The organism is Kineosporia mesophila, assembly GCF_021129235.1.
Taxonomy (GTDB): Bacteria; Actinomycetota; Actinomycetes; order Actinomycetales; family Kineosporiaceae; genus Kineosporia; species Kineosporia mesophila.
This window is the reverse complement of the sequence record NZ_JAJOMA010000007.1, coordinates 175,814-191,841: the sequence shown is the minus strand read 5'-3', so window position 1 is coordinate 191,841 and position 16,028 is coordinate 175,814. Positions and strand designations below refer to the sequence as shown.

The following is a 16,028-nucleotide window of genomic DNA, read 5'->3' as shown; positions in this document are numbered from 1 at the left end:
AATGACGTGGAGTCAAGCGCCCAGGACGGCGCCGTACCCGCTTACGAGCTGATCATTGTCAGCTACAACAGCAGGTCCCAGATCGAAGGCCTGCTCGCCGGGCTTCCCAACGACATCCCACTCGCCGTCGTGGACAACGCGCGGGGTGCGGACGGCTTGCGCGACCTGATCCGCGACCGTCCCAACGCCCGTTATCTGGAAGGCGCGGGACAGGGTTTCGCCACTGCGGCGAACCTCGGTGCCCGTAGCTCCGCGTACGAGTATGTGATCTTCGTCAACCCGGACACCCGCCCCACGGTGACCGGGCTCGAGACGCTGGTCTCACAGCTCGCGGCCGAGCCGGACATCGCTTCCTCGGCGGCCACCACGGTGGGCGCCGACGGGTCGGTGGAGATCGGCACGGGCGGCTGGGAGCCCACCGTGCGGCGGGCCGTGATCCACTCGATCGGTCTACACAAGATCGCGCCCCAGGCGGGCCTGTTCGCCCGTCCGCGGCCCTATCTGCCGATCCGGGTGGACTGGACCACGGGGGCCTGCATGGCCGTTCGGGTCAGCACGTTCACCGACCTCGGGGGCTTCGACGAGCAGTTCTTCGTCTACAACGAGGACGTCGCGTTCGGCCGGGCGGTGCGCGAGAAGAACATGACCCAGGCGTTGCGCACCGACGTGCTGGTGCAGCACGCGGCCGGTAACTCGGGCGCCCCGTCCAAGGAGATGCTGCGACTGCGGGGCGCGTCGATGGCGCGCTACGTGGCCCAGCACAACAACCTGCAGAACGCCCGGGCCATCCGTCTGGCCCTCACCTTCGGGTACGGCCTGCGGGTGCTGGCCTCCCTGGCCAAGGGCGACAAGTCCCGGGCGCAGGAGCACTGGAGCTACATCCTCGGCGTGACCAGCGGCCGGGCCAGCGTGGGCGGCCGGACGGTGACCCGGGCGTGAGCGAGACCCCCAGACACGGGGAAGGTCCCCGGCCCGGTGGCGGTACGCCGCCGGGCCGGCCCGGCGTGCCCCCGACCGGCGGCACGCCGCACCAGCCCTGGCGGGCGTTCGACGGCGGCGGTACCGGAATGGTCCGCAAGGTGCGTCAGCGCTGGCGCCGCGACCGTTCCAGCCCGCAGCCCAGCCTCGACGCGCTGGCCGCCTACGACGAGCGCTCCGACCGGCTGCGGCTGGTCGAGGCCGTGGGCCCGACCAAGGAGGTCAGCGAGGAGAACCGGCGGTACATCCTCCGGCTCCTGAAGATCACCCTGCTGGTCTGCATCGTCGGCATGCGGTTCGCGATCCCGCTGGGCAGCTTCCCGATCCCCCTGCCACTGGTGGCCACGTACGTCTTCGTCGTGCTGGCCCGTCTGCGGGGCGGTGTGCGCTACAACCGGGTGCGCACCGAGCTGTTCATCGCCTCGGCGGCGCTGATCGTGCTGGCGACCTACCTGAGCCAGTTCTTCGGCAACTCGATCTCGCTGAACTCGGTTCTGCTGCTGCTGATTCTGTGGATGCCCTGGGTGTTCTGCATCAGCATCCAGTTCCGCGACCTGTTCGTGCCGCTGGCGCGCTTCTACACGCGGATCATGCTGGTCGCGGCCGTGGTCGGCGTGTTCCAGCTGGGCTCGCAGTACGCCGGCGTCTGGGTCTACCAGGACTACCTGCTGAAGTTCGTCCCGGAGAACCTGCTCATCCAGGACTACAACGTCTCGTACGAACTGGCCTGGAACGACCCCACCACGAAGGCGAACGCGTTCGTCTTCCTGGAGCCCTCGTTCCTCTGCCAGTACCTGGCGCTCGCCCTGGTGATCGCGCTGCTGATCCGCGCCCCCGCGTGGCAGCCGGCCCTGCTCGGCATCGGGATGGCCTCCACGCTGTCCGGTACCGGCATCATCCTGCTCGTCGTCGCGGTCGGCCTGATGGTCGTCGTGGCCCCCAACCGCATCCGGCCGGCCTACGTCCTGGCCGGGGCGGTGGGTCTGGCCATCGTCTTCGCGACGCCGGCGGCGAACATCCTGCTCGACCGGCGCGACGAGACGTCCCAGCAGGGTTCCTCGGGCTACATCCGGTTCGTCCAGCCGTACACCGAGGTGTCGGCCGGGCTGTCGGACAATCCGACCCGGCTCTTCGTCGGGGCCGGCCCGGGTTCCGCCGACCGTCTGCTGACCTCGTTCCGCTCGGGCGGTGACGCGGTGGTGTACACCATCGCCCCCAAGCTGGCCTTCGAGTACGGCCTGGTGGCGATGGTCGTGTTCGTCGCCTTCCTGATGGTCAGCGTGTACCGCGGCCCACCGATCCCGGTGCTGCCGACGGCCATGCTGTTCATGATCTTCTTCCTGTCCGGAAGCCTGTTGCAGGCGCACACCGTCGCCCTGGCCTGGCTCCTGACCAGCCTCTGGGGCCCACCCGTCACCGTGGGGGTCTCCGATGCCCTGGCCGCGGTGATGCGGCGGGACCGAGATCAGGTGCCGGTGGCATAGTCCCGGCGACCACACGAATGAGGGACGCCTGTCAGCTCGCGAGCTGACAGGCGTCCCTCATTGAGTGGTGGGCGTGGGCCCCCCAAACCTTTCGTGATCATGCAAAACCTCCCCAGAGTTCTAGAACTGTCCGGTCGAGAGTTCTAGAACACCGGGGAGGTTTCGCATGATCACGGAGGAAGGAAGTTGCGCGGGCGCCCTCTCCAGGGTGGTCGAGGGTGGTGCCGGCGTCAGCGGCCCTGGTGCTCCGGATCGGGGAACGGCCAGGAGTTCCGGCCGCCGCGCGGAGACTGCTCCTCGGGGTAGCGGTCGTCGGCGTAACGGTTGTCGTAGCCCGGGCCCGGCTGCGGCGACTCCTGGGGGAGTTCCTCGATGAAGGGCACCGTGGGCTCGGCCGGGTCGAACGTGCCGCGGGACGGGGGCGGCGCGGCCTGGCCGGTGTGCCAGTCCTGGCGGAACTGCACGGTCTCTTCGGAGGCCGGGAAATCGCCGGACCGGTCCGGGTTCTGGCGGGGGTCGGCCCAGTTCCGCCGGTAGCCCGGCTGATGTTCCGGCGCCCAGGGTTCCTCGGCCTGCCGGCCGCCGTAGATGCCCTCCGGCTCCTCACGGGTCCAGCGGTCCTGCTCGTCCTGGTCCCAGAAGGCTTGCCGGTCGTGCGGGCCGTGACGGAGGGTGTGGTCGCGGCCGTGGGGCTGGTCGCCACCCGGCGCGACGCTCGGGCCGTCCTCGTTCTCCTCGTCGACCCAGTCGCGGGGCATGCGGTCGGCCCGGATGAAGATCCACCAGCACATCACGAAGCCGGTGACCTGCGCGATGGCCATGCCCCAGGCCGCACCGGGAGCGCTCCAGACCGCACCCAGGCCGGCGCCCAGGCCGAGCATGAGCGGCGCCTGGATGAAGGTGACCCGCAGCATCTGGTCGGCGCGGCGCAGGGCCTTCAGACCGAGGCTGGCGCCCAGCACGAACCCGACCGTGACGGTGATGAGACCCATCGGCAGCATCACGTCGCGGGCGTTGCCCCAGCTGTCACCCAGGAACTGGCGGCCGATCGAGGTCGGCACCACCAGGAGGATGAGCACCCAGACGCTGGCCATGCCACCGATGCCCGCGCTCAGCAGGAGCGCCTGCTTCACCAGGGAACGGCCGGTGAGGGCGGTGCGGGCGAGGACCGGCAGGCCGAACGAGGAGATACCGGAGAACAGCAGGTTCAGGGGGCCGAGCAGCGACTGCGCGGCCCGGATGGCGCCGATGGCCAGGGTGCCGACGATGCCGGTGATCACGTAGCTGACCAGGGTGGTGGCGCCCTGGTTGAGCGAGAAGTCGGCACCCATCTTGAGGTTGATGTCGCGGGTCTCGCGGTACCAGGCGAGCGCCTCGAACGGGTCGGGCACGACGCGGGTCTGCAGGATGCCGATGAGTGCGGCGACCAGGCCACCCGCGCCCCAGGCGAGGGTGATCAGGAAGACCGACGGGCTGTCGGAGGTGAGCAGCACACCGAGCAGGGCGAACTGGATCACGGTGCGCACGCCGTCGTTGATGGTGGCCGTGCGCGGGCGGCCCTCGGCGAAGAAGGTGCTGCGCCAGGTCTCCTGCAGCATCAGGCCGGGCATCGCGATGCCGAGACCGAGGATGCCGGCGGCACTCTGCTTGTCGAGGAAGATCGAGGCGACCGCGCAGACCACGCCGGCGATCACGCCGAAGCTGACGGCCGCACCGGTGGCCTGACGGGACGCCCGGCGGCGCGTGTGACGGTCGGCGTCGGTGAACCGGACCACGTAGGGGTCACCGACCATGGCCCGGCCGAGGCCGATCAGGAAGGTGAAGGTGACCAGCATCAGGCTGAACGAGCCGAAGTCGTTCTCCGACACCTCACGCGCGACCACGATCGACAGCGCGAAGTTGGCCAGGCTGGACAGGGCCTGGTCGGCGAAGGTCCAGATGATGCGGCTGCGGTTGGAGGGGGCGTCCTCGAGGTCCGGCTCCAGGTCGGCCTCGTCGGCCCGCACGTGCCTACCGGTTATGGCCACGGGTCACCTGCTGATCGGCGGGTGCCTGACTCGGGGGCGCCGCTGCGGCCGGGCATTCACGCACACCTTTCGGATCGCGGTCGACGGGCCCGGGACAGGACCGCCGAACGATCGACCGGCACGTCTGTGAGCGGTTCGATCGGCGCTGCCAGCCCCCTTGCTGAAGCGCAGCCGGAAATCACCACAGGGAGCTTCCGGCGCCCCAGCCTACCTTTACGTCCCGTCAGATACGCCCGTTTCTCTCCGTTACACCTGTTCGGCGCCGTTCAACTACGGAAACGAACATCAACAGGACCTAAAGGGCTGATTACATCGTCCGAACGGATGAGGCAGGCTCAATCGCCCCTTGAACCGCAGATCGGGAGCATTAACTATGACGGCAGACTCTCAGGCCGCTCTCAGTTGGCCTTAGGCTGTGCCTGCAAGTCTTTAAGAGTAAGTTGCACATGTGTTGCCTACGGAGAGGCCTGATCTGAAATGCCGTCTGTGAGCGTGGTGATCGCCTGCCGTAACGCCGCCGACACTCTCGGCATCCAGCTCGAGGCCCTGTCCCGCCAGCGTTACACCGGCGACTGGGACGTCATCATCAGTGACAACGGGTCGACCGACCATACACGCGTCGTGGCCCAGCGTTATGAAAGCGTTCTTAACCTTCAGATCATCGACTCCTCCGACCGGCCCGGCGCCGGCCACGCCCGCAACGTGGCCGCCCACGCATCGAAGGCTGACTTCCTCGCCTTCTGCGACGCCGACGACGAGGTGGCCGACGACTGGCTGATCCAGATGATGGCCGCGCTGGAGCGCAACCCCTTCGTGGCCGGCCGTTTCGAGTCGCGCAAGCTCAACTCCGAGCGGGTCTGGCGCTCGCGCCCGCTGCAGCAGAACACCGGACTCCAGGAGTCCCCCTTCGGCCCGGGCCTGCCGCACGCCGGCGCCGGCAACATGGGCATCAAGCGGGAGACCTTCCTGACCGTCGGCGGCTTCGACCAGGCCGTCGGCACTCTGGAAGACACCGACCTGTGCTGGCGTGTGCAGCTCTCCGGCACTCCCCTGATCTTCGGCCCCGACGTCGTGATGCACGTGCGGCTGCGGACCTCGTTCAGCAAGATGTGGCGCCAGGGCTGGTCGTACGGCCACGCCGCGGCCCTGCTCGAGCGCCGCTACGGCAACAAGCCGATCGCCAGCGTCACGGCCGTCACCACGTCCATCGCGGTGATCAAGGCCTCGCAGGTGGCCGAGTCGCATCAGCCCTCCAGCCCCGTCGCCTCCGCGCTGAAGCTGATGCGGGAGAACCCGACGCCCGGCGCCCTGCTGTGGGCCGTCGGCTGGCACGTCGGCCACCGCGCCTACCAGGACGACGCGCTGCCGCCCCTGCCCGCGCTGCCGGCCACGGCCAGCCCGTCCGACAACCGGCTGCGTCAGGCCGGCTGAGACCTCGCACCACGATGAAGGGCGCCTTCCCCACCGGGGAGGCGCCCTTCGTCGTGGCCGGGACGGCTGGAGTACGGCCCCGGTGCCCTCAGGCCCTTCGTCCGTGAACAGAAAGAGGGGGTCAGCGGGCCAGGAAGTCCAGGAGGGGCTGGAGGGTGACGTCCCACGAGTAGTGCTTGCGGACCCAGTCCTGGGCCTGGGCCGAGGTGTCACGGGGGGCGCGCAGGCGGGCCACCACGATGTCCGCGAACAGCTGGGGGTCGATGGCCAGGCGCTCGACCAGCTCGGAGGGGATGTCCTCGAGGCCCGAGGCGCCGACGTCGGTCGAGACGATGTCGATGCCCGCGGCCAGGTACTCCAGGATCTTGATCCGCGAGCCACCGCCGGCCAGCAGCGGCACGATGCCCATCACGTGCGCGTCGAGCACGGGAGCCATCACCGGCGGGTTGGCCAGCAGCGTGATGCCCTCGGGCGCACAGGCCGCGGTGACCGCCTGGCCGGGGTTACGGCCGGCGATCGTGACCGTGGCGTCAGGCATCTGGGCCCGGATCAGCGGCCACACCTTCTCCGAGAACCAGACGATGCCGTCGATGTTCGGCTCCCAGTCCAGGGCGCCGGAGAAGACCATCGAGTTCGGCGGGCGCTTGCCCGAGGGGGTCACCTGTCCGGCGAAGATGCCGTTCTTGCAGACGATCCCGCCACGCTTGGCGTTCAGCGCCCGGGAGTCGGCCTCGGTGCAGACCACGACCGGGTAGTGGTCGGCCACGTGCGCCTCGAGGTGACGCAGCAGCCGCACCTCGGCGTTCATCGCGAGCCGGGACTTGGCCGAGATGGCCAGCTGGGCGCGCTGATTCATCAGGTCGGACTCGATGTTGTGCATGCTGACCACGACCTGGTCGCAGCCGGAGGCCACCTCGTCGGTCAGGCCGGCCAGCGCGGTGTGGTCGATGATGCCGACGTCGTACCGGCCCTCGGCGGCGTTCCACAGGTTGTCGAGCAGCTTCGAGCCACCGGTGCGGATACCGCTGAGCGACTTGTACCGCCAGGTGGTGCGCAGCTGACGCAGCGCGTCACCGCCCGACGCGCGGCCCGGGTGCTCTTCGAGCGGTCGGCCCGGCCCCTTCGCCACGACGCCCTCCGGGCTGACCACGGTGGTGTCGTACCGGGTCGCGAGGGTCTCCAGCAGGGCCAGGGTGCGCAGGGTGCCGCCCGAGGTCGGGACCGTGGAGAACTCCTTGGTCACCAGCAGACAGCGGGGGGTGCCGGCGGAGCCGGGCGCGGGAACGTCAGTCGTGGGCACCCCCAGACCCTAACGACTGCTGAGACCGGATGTGGCCCCCGAGTCCGGTCTTCCTGTTGCCGGGTGCCCCGGCGCCGGTGGTCGAGCTGCTCTCCCAGAACCCTTCTCCTGAGCCGGACGCCGGACTAAAGTCCTGGTCCGCCGAGGGGTGACGAACTCCACGGCAAGGCCACCCCGAACGGGTCACTGTGCCCGAAACAAGTGCGGTCTATTCTCCAACTGTCAAACGAACGATCAAGACAGGATCAAGCGCATGGTCCCTGAGGACGGCACGTCATGACTCTGGCCCAGCCCGCGGTCACCGTCTGCATCCCCACGTTCAACCGGCGTGAGCTGCTGAGCCGGAGTCTGGGGAGTGTGCTCGAACAGTCGTTCGAGGACGTCGAGATCATCGTCTCGGACAACGCCTCCACCGACGACACGCAGGACTACGTCCGCTCGATCGGCGACCCCCGCGTCCGTTACGACCGGCTGCCCTCGAACATCGGCCTGTTCGGCAACCTCTCGCGCTGTCTCGCGCTGGGCACCGGCCGCTACCGGGTGATGCTGCCGGACGACGACAGCATGCTCCCGGGCAACCTCGAGGCCAAGGTCGCCTTCCTCGACGCCCACCCGTCCGCGGGACTGGTGCACTCCGCGTTCCGGCACCTGGACGACGGCCCCGCACCTGTCGGTGAGACCCAGAACTGGTCCCGGCTGGAGCGCGACACCCTGGAGACCGGCCTGACCTTCCTGCGGCGCTCCCTGGCCGTCGGCGGCATCGTCTGCGTCTCCTCGGTCATGACGCGCAGCTCGATGGTCGCCGGTGAGCGCTTCGACAGCTCCGACGGCCCGTATGCCGACATCGCCCTGTGGTGCCGCATCGCCAGCCGCTCCGACGTCGGCTTCCTGGCCGCGCCGCTGTCCGGCTACATGGTGCACGGCGGCTCGGCCAGCTCCGGCTTCCAGCTGGTGCAGGTCAACGGCGGCCAGCACCAGATGACCGCGCAGCACGCCAACGCCACCCTCCAGGCGCACGGCCGCTTCGTGCAGCGCGCCGACATCTCCCCCGAACTGCGCGCCGAACTGGCCGCGATCGTGGCCGAGGCGGACCGGCGCATGCGCCTGACCGTGCTGGCCAACCGCACCATCCCGCCGAACGCCCTGCGGATGATCAAACAGGCCGTCGGATGGGGCAAGGGCAGTGCCCTGCACAACCGCCTCTCCCTGGACGGCAACACGTCCGGGGGTCCGGGGGCGCTCGCGTGAGCGACGCGTCCACCGATACACCGGACGACGCCGCGATCGAGGCCGACGTCTGCATCGTCGGGGCCGGCCCGGCCGGGCTCTCGGTCGCGACGGTGCTCGCCGGCTCGGGGGTGCGCGTCGTGCTGCTCGAGGGCGGCGCCGAGGCCACCTGGCGTCTGCTGACCGATGTGAGCGCCGAGGGCGACGACCTCTACCCGCAGGGCAGCGTCACCGAGACCCGCGGCTCCGGCATCGGCGGCACCGCCGGCCAGTGGAGCTACCGGATGTCCAACGTGGACGCCGACCCCGAGGCCGGGGAGCGCGGCTGCCGGTACGCGCCGATGGACGCGATCGACTTCGAGCAGCGCGAGGCCGTGCCGCACTCGGGCTGGCCGCTCACCCGCTCCGACCTGGACCCCTGGTACGCCAAGGCCCAGCGCATCGCCGGCCTGGGCGAGTTCGCCTACCACCCGAACTCCTGGAGCACCCCGCAGGCCCAGCCCCTGGAACTCGACCCGTCGCTGGTCGAGACCCAGATGTTCCAGTTCGCCCCGGCCTCGGCCTGGGTGAACCGGGCCGCGGGGGCGCTGCGCTCCGCGATCGGGGTGCTCATGCTCACCGACGCCAACGTGACCCGGCTGGAGGTGGACGCCGAGGGCACCACCGTGACCGGTGTCCACTTCGCCCGCTCCACCGGCGCCGGCGGCACCGTCCGCGCCCGCGCGGTCGTGCTGGCGGCCGGGGGCATCGAGACGGCCCGGCTGCTGCTGATGTCCGACGACCGCGTCACCGGCGGCCTGGGCAACGCCAAGGACCAGGTCGGCCGCTACTGGATGGAGCACCCGCTGGTGCGCGGCGGCATGCTGGTCGCCCGGTCCGGGGTGTCCCTGGCCGAGCGCCTGAAGCTCTACGACGCGCACTGGCAGGGCTCGACCAAGGTGATGGCCAAGCTCTCCGTCGCAGCCGAGCGGATGCGCCAGGAAGGGCTGCTCTCCACCAGTTGCCTGTTCCTGCCCCGGCACGACGCACTCGCGGGCAGCGCCGTCCAGGCCTACACCGAGATCCGCAGCCCCTCCGGCCGCGGCTCGGGACTGGTGCACCAGGCGGCGCTGGGCGCCCGCATCGCCCTGGGCGCGACCCATCTGCTGACCGCCCGCAAGGCGATGGCCGACCAGCCCGGCCTGGACCACTCCGGCTGGTCCCGGCAGCCCGACGTGGGCCGGTTCCGGGTCTTCGAGATCCTGCACCAGACCGAGCAGTCGCCCGACCCGGACAACCGCGTGGTGCTGGACCGCAGCGCCCCCGACCGGTTCGGCCGCCCGCTGCCGGTGCTGCACTGGAACTGGAGCCGGTCGGACCGGGAGCGCATCACCCGCTCCCGCGACCTCTACGGCGAGGCCTTCGCCGCGGCCGGGCTGGGCGACTTCGTGCAGACCGACTGGGACAGCGGCCACCCGCGGATGATCGGCGGCAACCACCACCACCTGGGTGGCGTGCGGATGTCGGCCGACCCGGGCACCGGCGTGGTCGACGTCAACGCCCGGGTGCACGGCACGGCCAACCTGTTCGTGGCCGGCAGCTCGGTGTTCCCGACGGGCGGATCGGTGAACCCCACGCTGACGATCGTGGCCCTCTCCCTGCGCCTGGGTGCGCATCTGGTGAAGGAACTGCCCACCCTGCGATAGACGAACGTCGAGGGGCCCGGCACAGACCTGTGCCGGGCCCCTCGACGTTCGTTCAAGTTCTACGGGGTGCGGAGCTCACCCTCGGAAACGCCGTCGACGAATGCCGACCATTCGCCCCGGGTAAAACGCAGCACAGGCCCCTCGGGGTCTTTGCTGTCACGCAGAGCTACACGACCTTCACCCAGGAATGCGACTTCCACGCAATTCCCATTCACACCGGAGCGGCTGGACTTGATCCAGACGACATCGGCCAGCTCGTCAGTTCGCATTGCCCTGTTCCGTCCTTCATCGCAGTCGGTCGCTCACCATGCGCGCTGATGCGGCAGGTGATGCGGCCGTGGCCCGCAAATGGTCGAAGGCCACAGTACAGGCCCGGACCTCGTCCTCCGTCTCCCGAAACATGCTCCCCGCCATGGTTTCGACGCAGGCGACGGTGGGATCGGGATCGGGGAAGTCGAGCAGCGAGAAGGAACCCAGCATGCCGACGTGGGAACCGGCCGAGAATGGCACGACCTGGAAAGTCACGTTCGGCAATTCCATCATCGACAGTAGGTGTTCAAATTGATCACGCATCACATCAGGCCCTCCGACCACCCGATGCAACACGGCTTCGTCGACAATGGCCCACAACGCCAGGGGATTACTACGCGTTAACAAGTCTTGACGCCCGACCCGGATCTTGGCCTGCAGGTCGATCTGGTCAACCGGCATCAGCGGCATCTGCCCGGCCGAACTGGCCACGATGTAGCCCGCGGTCTGCAACAGGCCGGGAACCAGCAGTGACTCGTAGTTCCGCACCGAGGCGGCCTCCGACTCAAGCTGGATGTACATGCTGTACTCCTCCGGGATCGACCCGGCGTACGGCTGCACCCAGCCTTTCTCCCCGGCGGCCTTGAGCAGGGCGAACAATGCGTCCCGCTCTTCCGGGGCAACCTGGTAGAGCTCCAGCAGGCTGGTCAGGGTGCGGCGTTGCGGGCGCCCCTTGGCGGTCTCGAGCCGGTACAGGGTGGCGACATTGATGTCGGTGCGCCCGGCGACGTCCTCGCGGCTCATGCCGGCTGCGCCCCGCAGCCTGCGCAATTCACTCGCGAGTCTGCGCATGCGGACGGTCGGCGGCGTGCGCGGGGCCATGGACCTCATCCTTTCGGTCAGGTGTTTCGCCGGACAAGCGCAAAATGAGTTTGCAATCCTTGCATTTACTCGTCGGTCACTCGTATTGTTACGGCATGGCGCGGGGATGAACGAGTCCCTCCCGTTCACCCCGCGCCCACCAAACTTCTTCCCGTGATCGCCCCGGGAGTCCTTTCCTCACTTCACTCCTTCCGGGCCGTCCGGCCCTACCATTCGGTGCGACTTCGGTACACCCCCTGGTGAGACCCGACGTCTGCCCGGATACGCTGGTCTTCCCGACGCGCTGGACGATGCTGACCGACCGCGTCACACCGCAGCCCGCCCGGTCGGCCACCACCCACCGGTCCATGCCGCGGTGACCCGACCAGCGACGAACGGCGCTCACCGCCGGCGGTACCAACTGGACGTCGCGACCCCGTCCGGATCGACCCGCAAGATGCACGGTAATTCCGTGCGCCGAGCGGTCGCCGGAAGTGGCGCAGGACACAGAGGTCCGTCGCCGAGGGCTCAACTCGATGCCGAGACCCGCCGACCAACAGCCCACAGGGGCAGTCGGCGAGGCGACGACGATGTCGCCAAACCGGCCGTGAACAGCGACGACGTGATGGTGCGCACGTCTGCCGGGCGAATCGGGCAGGGCGGCACAAACCCGTGCCGCTGGCTGTTCCAGATGATGCCAATGCAAGACTGAGCGCACGTGGCAAGACCTTCGGGAGTGGAAAAAGACACGATGTCGAACCAGCCTGCACAGCCCCGCGACGCTGCCGCCAAGCCGGCCCGCGAGCGGGTCGTCATCATCGGTTCCGGTTTCGGTGGCCTGTTCGCCGCCCGCAAGCTGGCCCACACCGGTGTCGACGTCACGATCATCGCCAAGACCTCGCACCATCTCTTCCAGCCGCTGCTCTACCAAGTGGCGACCGGCGTGCTGTCCCAGGGCGAGATCGCCCCGGCCACCCGGGAGATCCTGCGCGGGCAGAAAAACGCCCGGGTCATGCTCGGTGACGTGACGCAGATCGACGTGGAGGCGAAGACCGTCACCTCCCAGTCGCCGGTCGGCGAGGCGGTGACCTCGTACGACACGCTCGTCGTGGCCGCCGGCGCCGGTCAGTCGTACTTCGGGAACGATCACTTCTCCGAGTTCGCCCCGGGCATGAAGAGCATCGACGACGCCCTCGAACTGCGCGGCCGGATCTTCGGCGCCTTCGAGATGGCCGAGGTGCTGCAAGACCCGGAAGAGATCCAGCAGTGGCTGACCTTCGTCGTGGTCGGCGCGGGCCCCACCGGTGTGGAGATGGCCGGCCAGATCGCCGAGCTGGCCCACAGCACGCTGAAGCGGGACTTCCGTCGCATCGACCCGACCAAGGCGCGCGTGCTGCTGCTCGACGCCGCCCCGGCCGTGCTGCCGCCGTTCGGCGAGAAGCTCGGCAAGAAGGCCCAGGCCCAGCTCGAGCGGATGGGTGTGGAGGTCCAGCTCGACGTCAAGGTCGTGAACGTGGACGAGGAGGCCGTCGACGTCATCGACCCCGACGGCAGCCCCCGTCGCATCCAGACGCGCACCAAGGTGTGGGCCGCCGGTGTCCAGGCCTCGCCGCTGGGCCAGCAGCTCGCCGAGCAGACCGGCGCCGAGACCGACCGCGCGGGCCGCGTCATGGTCGAGGAGGACTGCACCCTTCCCGGTCATCCGGAGATCTTCGTGATCGGCGACATGATGTCGCTCAAGCGGTACCCCGGCGTGGCCCAGGTCGCCATGCAGCAGGGCAAGTACGCCGCCAAGACCATCACGCACCGGATCAAGCACCCGGGCGGCGAGAAGCTTCCGGCGTTCGAGTACTTCGACAAGGGCAGCATGGCCACCGTCTCCCGCTTCCACGCGGTGGCCAAGATCAACGACCGCATCCAGCTCTCCGGGTTCTTCGCCTGGCTGGCGTGGCTGGGTGTGCACATCGTGTACCTGATCGGGTTCAAGAACCGCGTCACCACGCTATTGCACTGGACGGTCACCTTCATCGGCCGCGGCCGGTCCGAGCGCGCCGTCACCGACCAGCAGGTCGTGGCGCGGATGGCCCTGCACCGCGAGAAGCTCGCGACCGAGGCCGAGCAGGCCCAGACCGCCGAGAACGGCGCCGCGTAGGTCACGTCAGCACGAAGGACGGCGCCGGGCTCTCACGAGAACGGCGCCGTCCTTCGTTCCCGGCCACCCGGGCCGGGGAGCCCAGCCTCGTCCTCAATCGGTGCGGTCCACCCCGGGAACCCGCACCGGCCCCCGAGCCCCTACCCTGACCAGGTGCTCCGTACCGTCACCGCCACCGCCTACGTGACCCCGTTCCGGGAGGGCGGGTCCCTGCCGGGACTCATGGAGGCGGACGACGACGGCATGTACGTGGTCAAGTTCCGTGGGGCCGGGCAGGGCACGGCCTCCCTGGTGGCCGAGGTGGTGGTGGGCGAGCTGTCCCGCCGTCTGGGCGTGCGGGTGCCGGAGCTCGTCCGGATCGGCGTGGCCGCGCAGATGGCCCGCCTGGAGCCGGACGAGGAGGTCCAGGAGCTCCTGAACAACAGCGCGGGCGAGAACCTGGGCATGGACTACCTGCCGGGCTCGTTCGGCTACGACGGCATCCACTGGCAGCCCCCGGCGCCCGAGGCCGCCACCATCCGCTGGATCGACGCGTTCGCCGCGAACATCGACCGCACCTGGCGCAACCCGAACCTGCTGATCTGGCACAAGAAGCTCTGGGCGATCGACCACGGGGCGTCGCTGGTGTTCCAGCACGCCTGGCCGCCGGTGGACCGCTGGGCCACACGCCGTTACGACCTCAGTGAGCACATCCTGGCGCCGGTGGCCGACACGCTCTCAGCGGACGATCTGAGCACCCTGGACGCCGATCTGGCCGCCCGGATCACCCCCGGGCTGCTCGGCGAGGTGACGGGGCTCGTGCCGGACGACTGGCTGCTGTCGATGAACTCGGCCTTCGGTGACGACCGGGCCGCCGGCGCCTGGCGGGCGCGGTACCAGGAGTACCTGCTGGCCCGGCTGCGCGACCGCGACACCTGGCGCCCCGAGCTGGCCCCGGTGGGCTCGTGAGCTCGCGGGGAGGTCTGGACAGCGGCCTGAACAGCTCGCCCGCCGTGGCCAACGTGGACAGCGACCCGGACGGGCCCAAGCTGTTCACCTGGGCCGTGGTGCGGGCGGTACCCCGGATGGAACGCGGGGAGTTCGTCAACATCGGGGTGGTGCTCTACTCGCAACACCACGAGTTCCTGGCCTGCACGCACCACCTCAGTGCCGGGCGGTTGCAGGCGCTCGACCCGGACGTCGACCTGGCCATGGCCCGGGCCGCCCTGCGGGCCATCGGATCGGTGTGTGAGGGATCACCCGTCGCCGGGCTGATCGGCCGGCAGCCCCTGCGGGCCCGCTTCGGCTGGCTCACCGCCCCGAAGAGCACCGTGGTGCACACCGGGCCGGTGCATTCCGGCCTGACCAGCGACCCAGGGGCCGAGCTGGCCGGATTGCACCGGCGGCTGGTACTGCCCGCCCTCAGCCCTGGTGAATGACGGTCTCTTCCTTCGGCATGAGCAGCCACAGCAGCAGGTAGATCAGGACCTGGCTGCCCGGGATGATGATCGAGACCAGGAAGATGATCCGCATCATCGTCGGGCTGATCCCGAACCGCCGCGCCAGTCCGGCGCACACGCCGGCGAGGATTCCGCCGTGGCGCGGTCGGAAGAGGCCCTGCTCGTACATGTTCCGACGAACGGTGTTCATGGCGACGTCACGTCCTTGCTGGTTCGGGGTGAGCTGACTCGTCCACCCTGCTGCAGGTGTGAGACAACGGCATATCGGGAATCACCCCAACACCACCCTGAGGCACCCCTACCTCCGGTCAGGCCCCTACGTCTTCCGTGGTCGGGTCGTCGAGCTTGACCCTGATCTCCCCGCCCAGGGTGGCCCCCCGCTGGAGGGAGAGGCTGTCACCGCTCCAGAAGCGGCCGGGGTCGTACCAGCTGGGCTGCCGGTCGCCGGGGAGCAACTCCATCGCCTGGTAGGTCATGGCGACGATCTCGGCGCAATAGGCGGTCTCCAGGGCGACAGCCTCGTCGGTGCGGCCGGAGCGGCGCAGGGTGCGCACGAGCTTCTTGCTGCCGACCCAGCGGCCCATCAGGCCGACAGTGCTCGGGAAGGGCGTGCCGTCCATCCGGGCGATGGTGCGCAGCACGGCGTCCTCCGTGGCCCGGTCCACCTCGAAGTCGAGCTGGCGGAACCAGGCGCGCTGGCCGTACCGCGTCACCCAGGTGGTGACCGCGGAGGACAGGTCGTGCAGCTGGGCCCCGCGGCGGTGCTCGCCGACCCAGACGTCGGGGAGCGACCGGCCGAGCTCGGCATGCCACATGAGCGGGGGCAGGTCATCGAGGACAACGGCCATACCGACGTGGTTGACCGGCGAATTGGTGACGGTCTGGATCGCCCGGTCGGCGCTGCTGCGCCCCCGGAAGAGCCAGATGTCGCCGGTTCGGGTCAGCTCGGCGGCCTGGGACAGGAGAAGCGGCTGAGGAGCGGGCACGACCCCTACCCTAGGCCGATGGCGAAGAAACAACGACGCATCCCTTGGTGGAAACTCATCGGGCTGGCCGGTGCGGCCGGAGTGGCCGCGGGTGGGGCGCTGGTGGTGCGCAACGAGCGCCAGCGCCAGTCGTACACCCCCGAGCAGGTCCGGGAGCGGCTGCAGCAGCGCCTGACCGAGGCCGACGGGAACTCCTAGGGGTACAGCCT

Annotated in this window: 15 protein-coding genes; 9 read left to right on the top strand and 6 right to left on the bottom strand. The window is 69.5% G+C overall.

From position 1 onward, the window contains the following. Nucleotides 1-6 precede the first annotated feature (6 nt). Together LR393_RS12370 and LR393_RS12365 are read left to right on the top strand one after the other, a co-directional pair. Nucleotides 7-939 (top strand): glycosyltransferase, encoded by a 933-nt coding sequence (locus LR393_RS12370; protein ID WP_231484000.1) that lies wholly within the window; start codon nt 7-9, stop codon nt 937-939. Beyond that, entirely contained in the window at nt 936-2,462 is a 1,527-nt protein-coding gene (locus LR393_RS12365) for a hypothetical protein (RefSeq protein ID WP_231483999.1), read from the top strand. The genes LR393_RS12370 and LR393_RS12365 overlap by 4 nt, the downstream gene beginning before the upstream one ends. Nucleotides 2,463-2,692: 230 nt before the next feature. On the opposite strand, the gene LR393_RS12360 is transcribed toward LR393_RS12365, so the two are convergent. Then, nucleotides 2,693-4,489: an MATE family efflux transporter gene (locus tag LR393_RS12360; protein ID WP_231483998.1), complete on the bottom strand. Its 1,797-nt coding sequence runs from the start codon at nt 4,487-4,489 to the stop codon at nt 2,693-2,695. Nucleotides 4,490-4,966: 477 nt separating this feature from the next. On the opposite strand from LR393_RS12360, the gene LR393_RS12355 reads away from it, so the two are divergent. Further along, complete coding sequence (locus LR393_RS12355; protein ID WP_231483997.1) at nt 4,967-5,920, top strand: glycosyltransferase; 954 nt, start codon at nt 4,967-4,969, stop codon at nt 5,918-5,920. Between the two features lie 121 nt (nt 5,921-6,041). Here the strand turns inward: LR393_RS12355 and LR393_RS36345 are convergent, their stop codons facing one another. Continuing rightward, nucleotides 6,042-7,220, bottom strand: a complete 1,179-nt coding sequence (locus LR393_RS36345) for a glycosyltransferase (RefSeq protein ID WP_231483996.1) — start codon at nt 7,218-7,220, stop codon at nt 6,042-6,044. Between the two features lie 276 nt (nt 7,221-7,496). Between LR393_RS36345 and LR393_RS12345 the strand changes: the two genes are divergently transcribed. Together LR393_RS12345 and LR393_RS12340 are read left to right on the top strand one after the other, a co-directional pair. Beyond that, the gene (locus LR393_RS12345; protein WP_231483995.1) at nt 7,497-8,468 is read left to right on the top strand and encodes a glycosyltransferase family 2 protein; all 972 of its coding nucleotides are present in this window, start codon (nt 7,497-7,499) and stop codon (nt 8,466-8,468) included. Then, nucleotides 8,465-10,132 carry an FAD-dependent oxidoreductase gene (locus LR393_RS12340; RefSeq protein ID WP_231483994.1) on the top strand — a complete coding sequence of 556 codons (1,668 nt, stop codon included), beginning with the start codon at nt 8,465-8,467 and terminating at the stop codon, nt 10,130-10,132. Before LR393_RS12345 ends, LR393_RS12340 begins: the two co-directional genes overlap by 4 nt. A gap of 59 nt (nt 10,133-10,191) precedes the next feature. On the opposite strand, the gene LR393_RS12335 is transcribed toward LR393_RS12340, so the two are convergent. After that, on the bottom strand, nt 10,192-10,401 hold the full coding sequence (locus LR393_RS12335) for a DUF397 domain-containing protein (protein ID WP_231483993.1): 210 nt from the start codon (nt 10,399-10,401) through the stop codon (nt 10,192-10,194). Between the two features lie 16 nt (nt 10,402-10,417). Further along, on the bottom strand, nt 10,418-11,263 hold the full coding sequence (locus LR393_RS12330) for a helix-turn-helix domain-containing protein (protein ID WP_231483992.1): 846 nt from the start codon (nt 11,261-11,263) through the stop codon (nt 10,418-10,420). Between the two features lie 730 nt (nt 11,264-11,993). On the opposite strand from LR393_RS12330, the gene LR393_RS12325 reads away from it, so the two are divergent. From LR393_RS12325 to LR393_RS12315, 3 genes are all read left to right on the top strand, one after another. Then, a complete protein-coding gene (locus LR393_RS12325; protein ID WP_231483991.1) occupies nt 11,994-13,394 on the top strand; it encodes an NAD(P)/FAD-dependent oxidoreductase in 1,401 nt (466 codons plus the stop codon). A 153-nt stretch (nt 13,395-13,547) separates the two neighbouring features. After that, complete coding sequence (locus LR393_RS12320) at nt 13,548-14,342, top strand: HipA family kinase (protein WP_231483990.1); 795 nt, start codon at nt 13,548-13,550, stop codon at nt 14,340-14,342. After that, the gene (locus LR393_RS12315; protein WP_231483989.1) at nt 14,339-14,812 is read left to right on the top strand and encodes a DUF3037 domain-containing protein; all 474 of its coding nucleotides are present in this window, start codon (nt 14,339-14,341) and stop codon (nt 14,810-14,812) included. The genes LR393_RS12320 and LR393_RS12315 overlap by 4 nt, the downstream gene beginning before the upstream one ends. On the opposite strand, the gene LR393_RS12310 is transcribed toward LR393_RS12315, so the two are convergent. Together LR393_RS12310 and LR393_RS12305 are read right to left on the bottom strand one after the other, a co-directional pair. Continuing rightward, entirely contained in the window at nt 14,796-15,023 is a 228-nt protein-coding gene (locus LR393_RS12310) for a PspC domain-containing protein (protein WP_231483988.1), read from the bottom strand. The genes LR393_RS12315 and LR393_RS12310 overlap by 17 nt on opposite strands. 118 nt (nt 15,024-15,141) lie before the next feature. Beyond that, a complete protein-coding gene (locus tag LR393_RS12305; protein ID WP_231483987.1) occupies nt 15,142-15,819 on the bottom strand; it encodes a hypothetical protein in 678 nt (225 codons plus the stop codon). 18 nt (nt 15,820-15,837) lie between these two features. Here LR393_RS12305 and LR393_RS12300 point away from each other — a divergent pair, with 18 nt between their 5' ends. Then, nucleotides 15,838-16,017 (top strand): hypothetical protein, encoded by a 180-nt coding sequence (locus tag LR393_RS12300; RefSeq protein ID WP_231483986.1) that lies wholly within the window; start codon nt 15,838-15,840, stop codon nt 16,015-16,017. Nucleotides 16,018-16,028: the final 11 nt, after the last annotated feature.

Coding starts and splice junctions, on each gene's coding strand:
- LR393_RS12355 (WP_231483997.1), top strand. CDS start 4,967: ATGCCGTCTGTGAGCGTGGTGATCGCCTGCCGTAACGCCGCCGACACT.
- LR393_RS12345 (WP_231483995.1), top strand. CDS start 7,497: ATGACTCTGGCCCAGCCCGCGGTCACCGTCTGCATCCCCACGTTCAAC.
- LR393_RS12335 (WP_231483993.1), bottom strand. CDS start 10,401: ATGCGAACTGACGAGCTGGCCGATGTCGTCTGGATCAAGTCCAGCCGC.
- LR393_RS12330 (WP_231483992.1), bottom strand. CDS start 11,263: ATGGCCCCGCGCACGCCGCCGACCGTCCGCATGCGCAGACTCGCGAGT.
- LR393_RS12325 (WP_231483991.1), top strand. CDS start 11,994: ATGTCGAACCAGCCTGCACAGCCCCGCGACGCTGCCGCCAAGCCGGCC.
- LR393_RS12310 (WP_231483988.1), bottom strand. CDS start 15,023: ATGAACACCGTTCGTCGGAACATGTACGAGCAGGGCCTCTTCCGACCG.
- LR393_RS12300 (WP_231483986.1), top strand. CDS start 15,838: ATGGCGAAGAAACAACGACGCATCCCTTGGTGGAAACTCATCGGGCTG.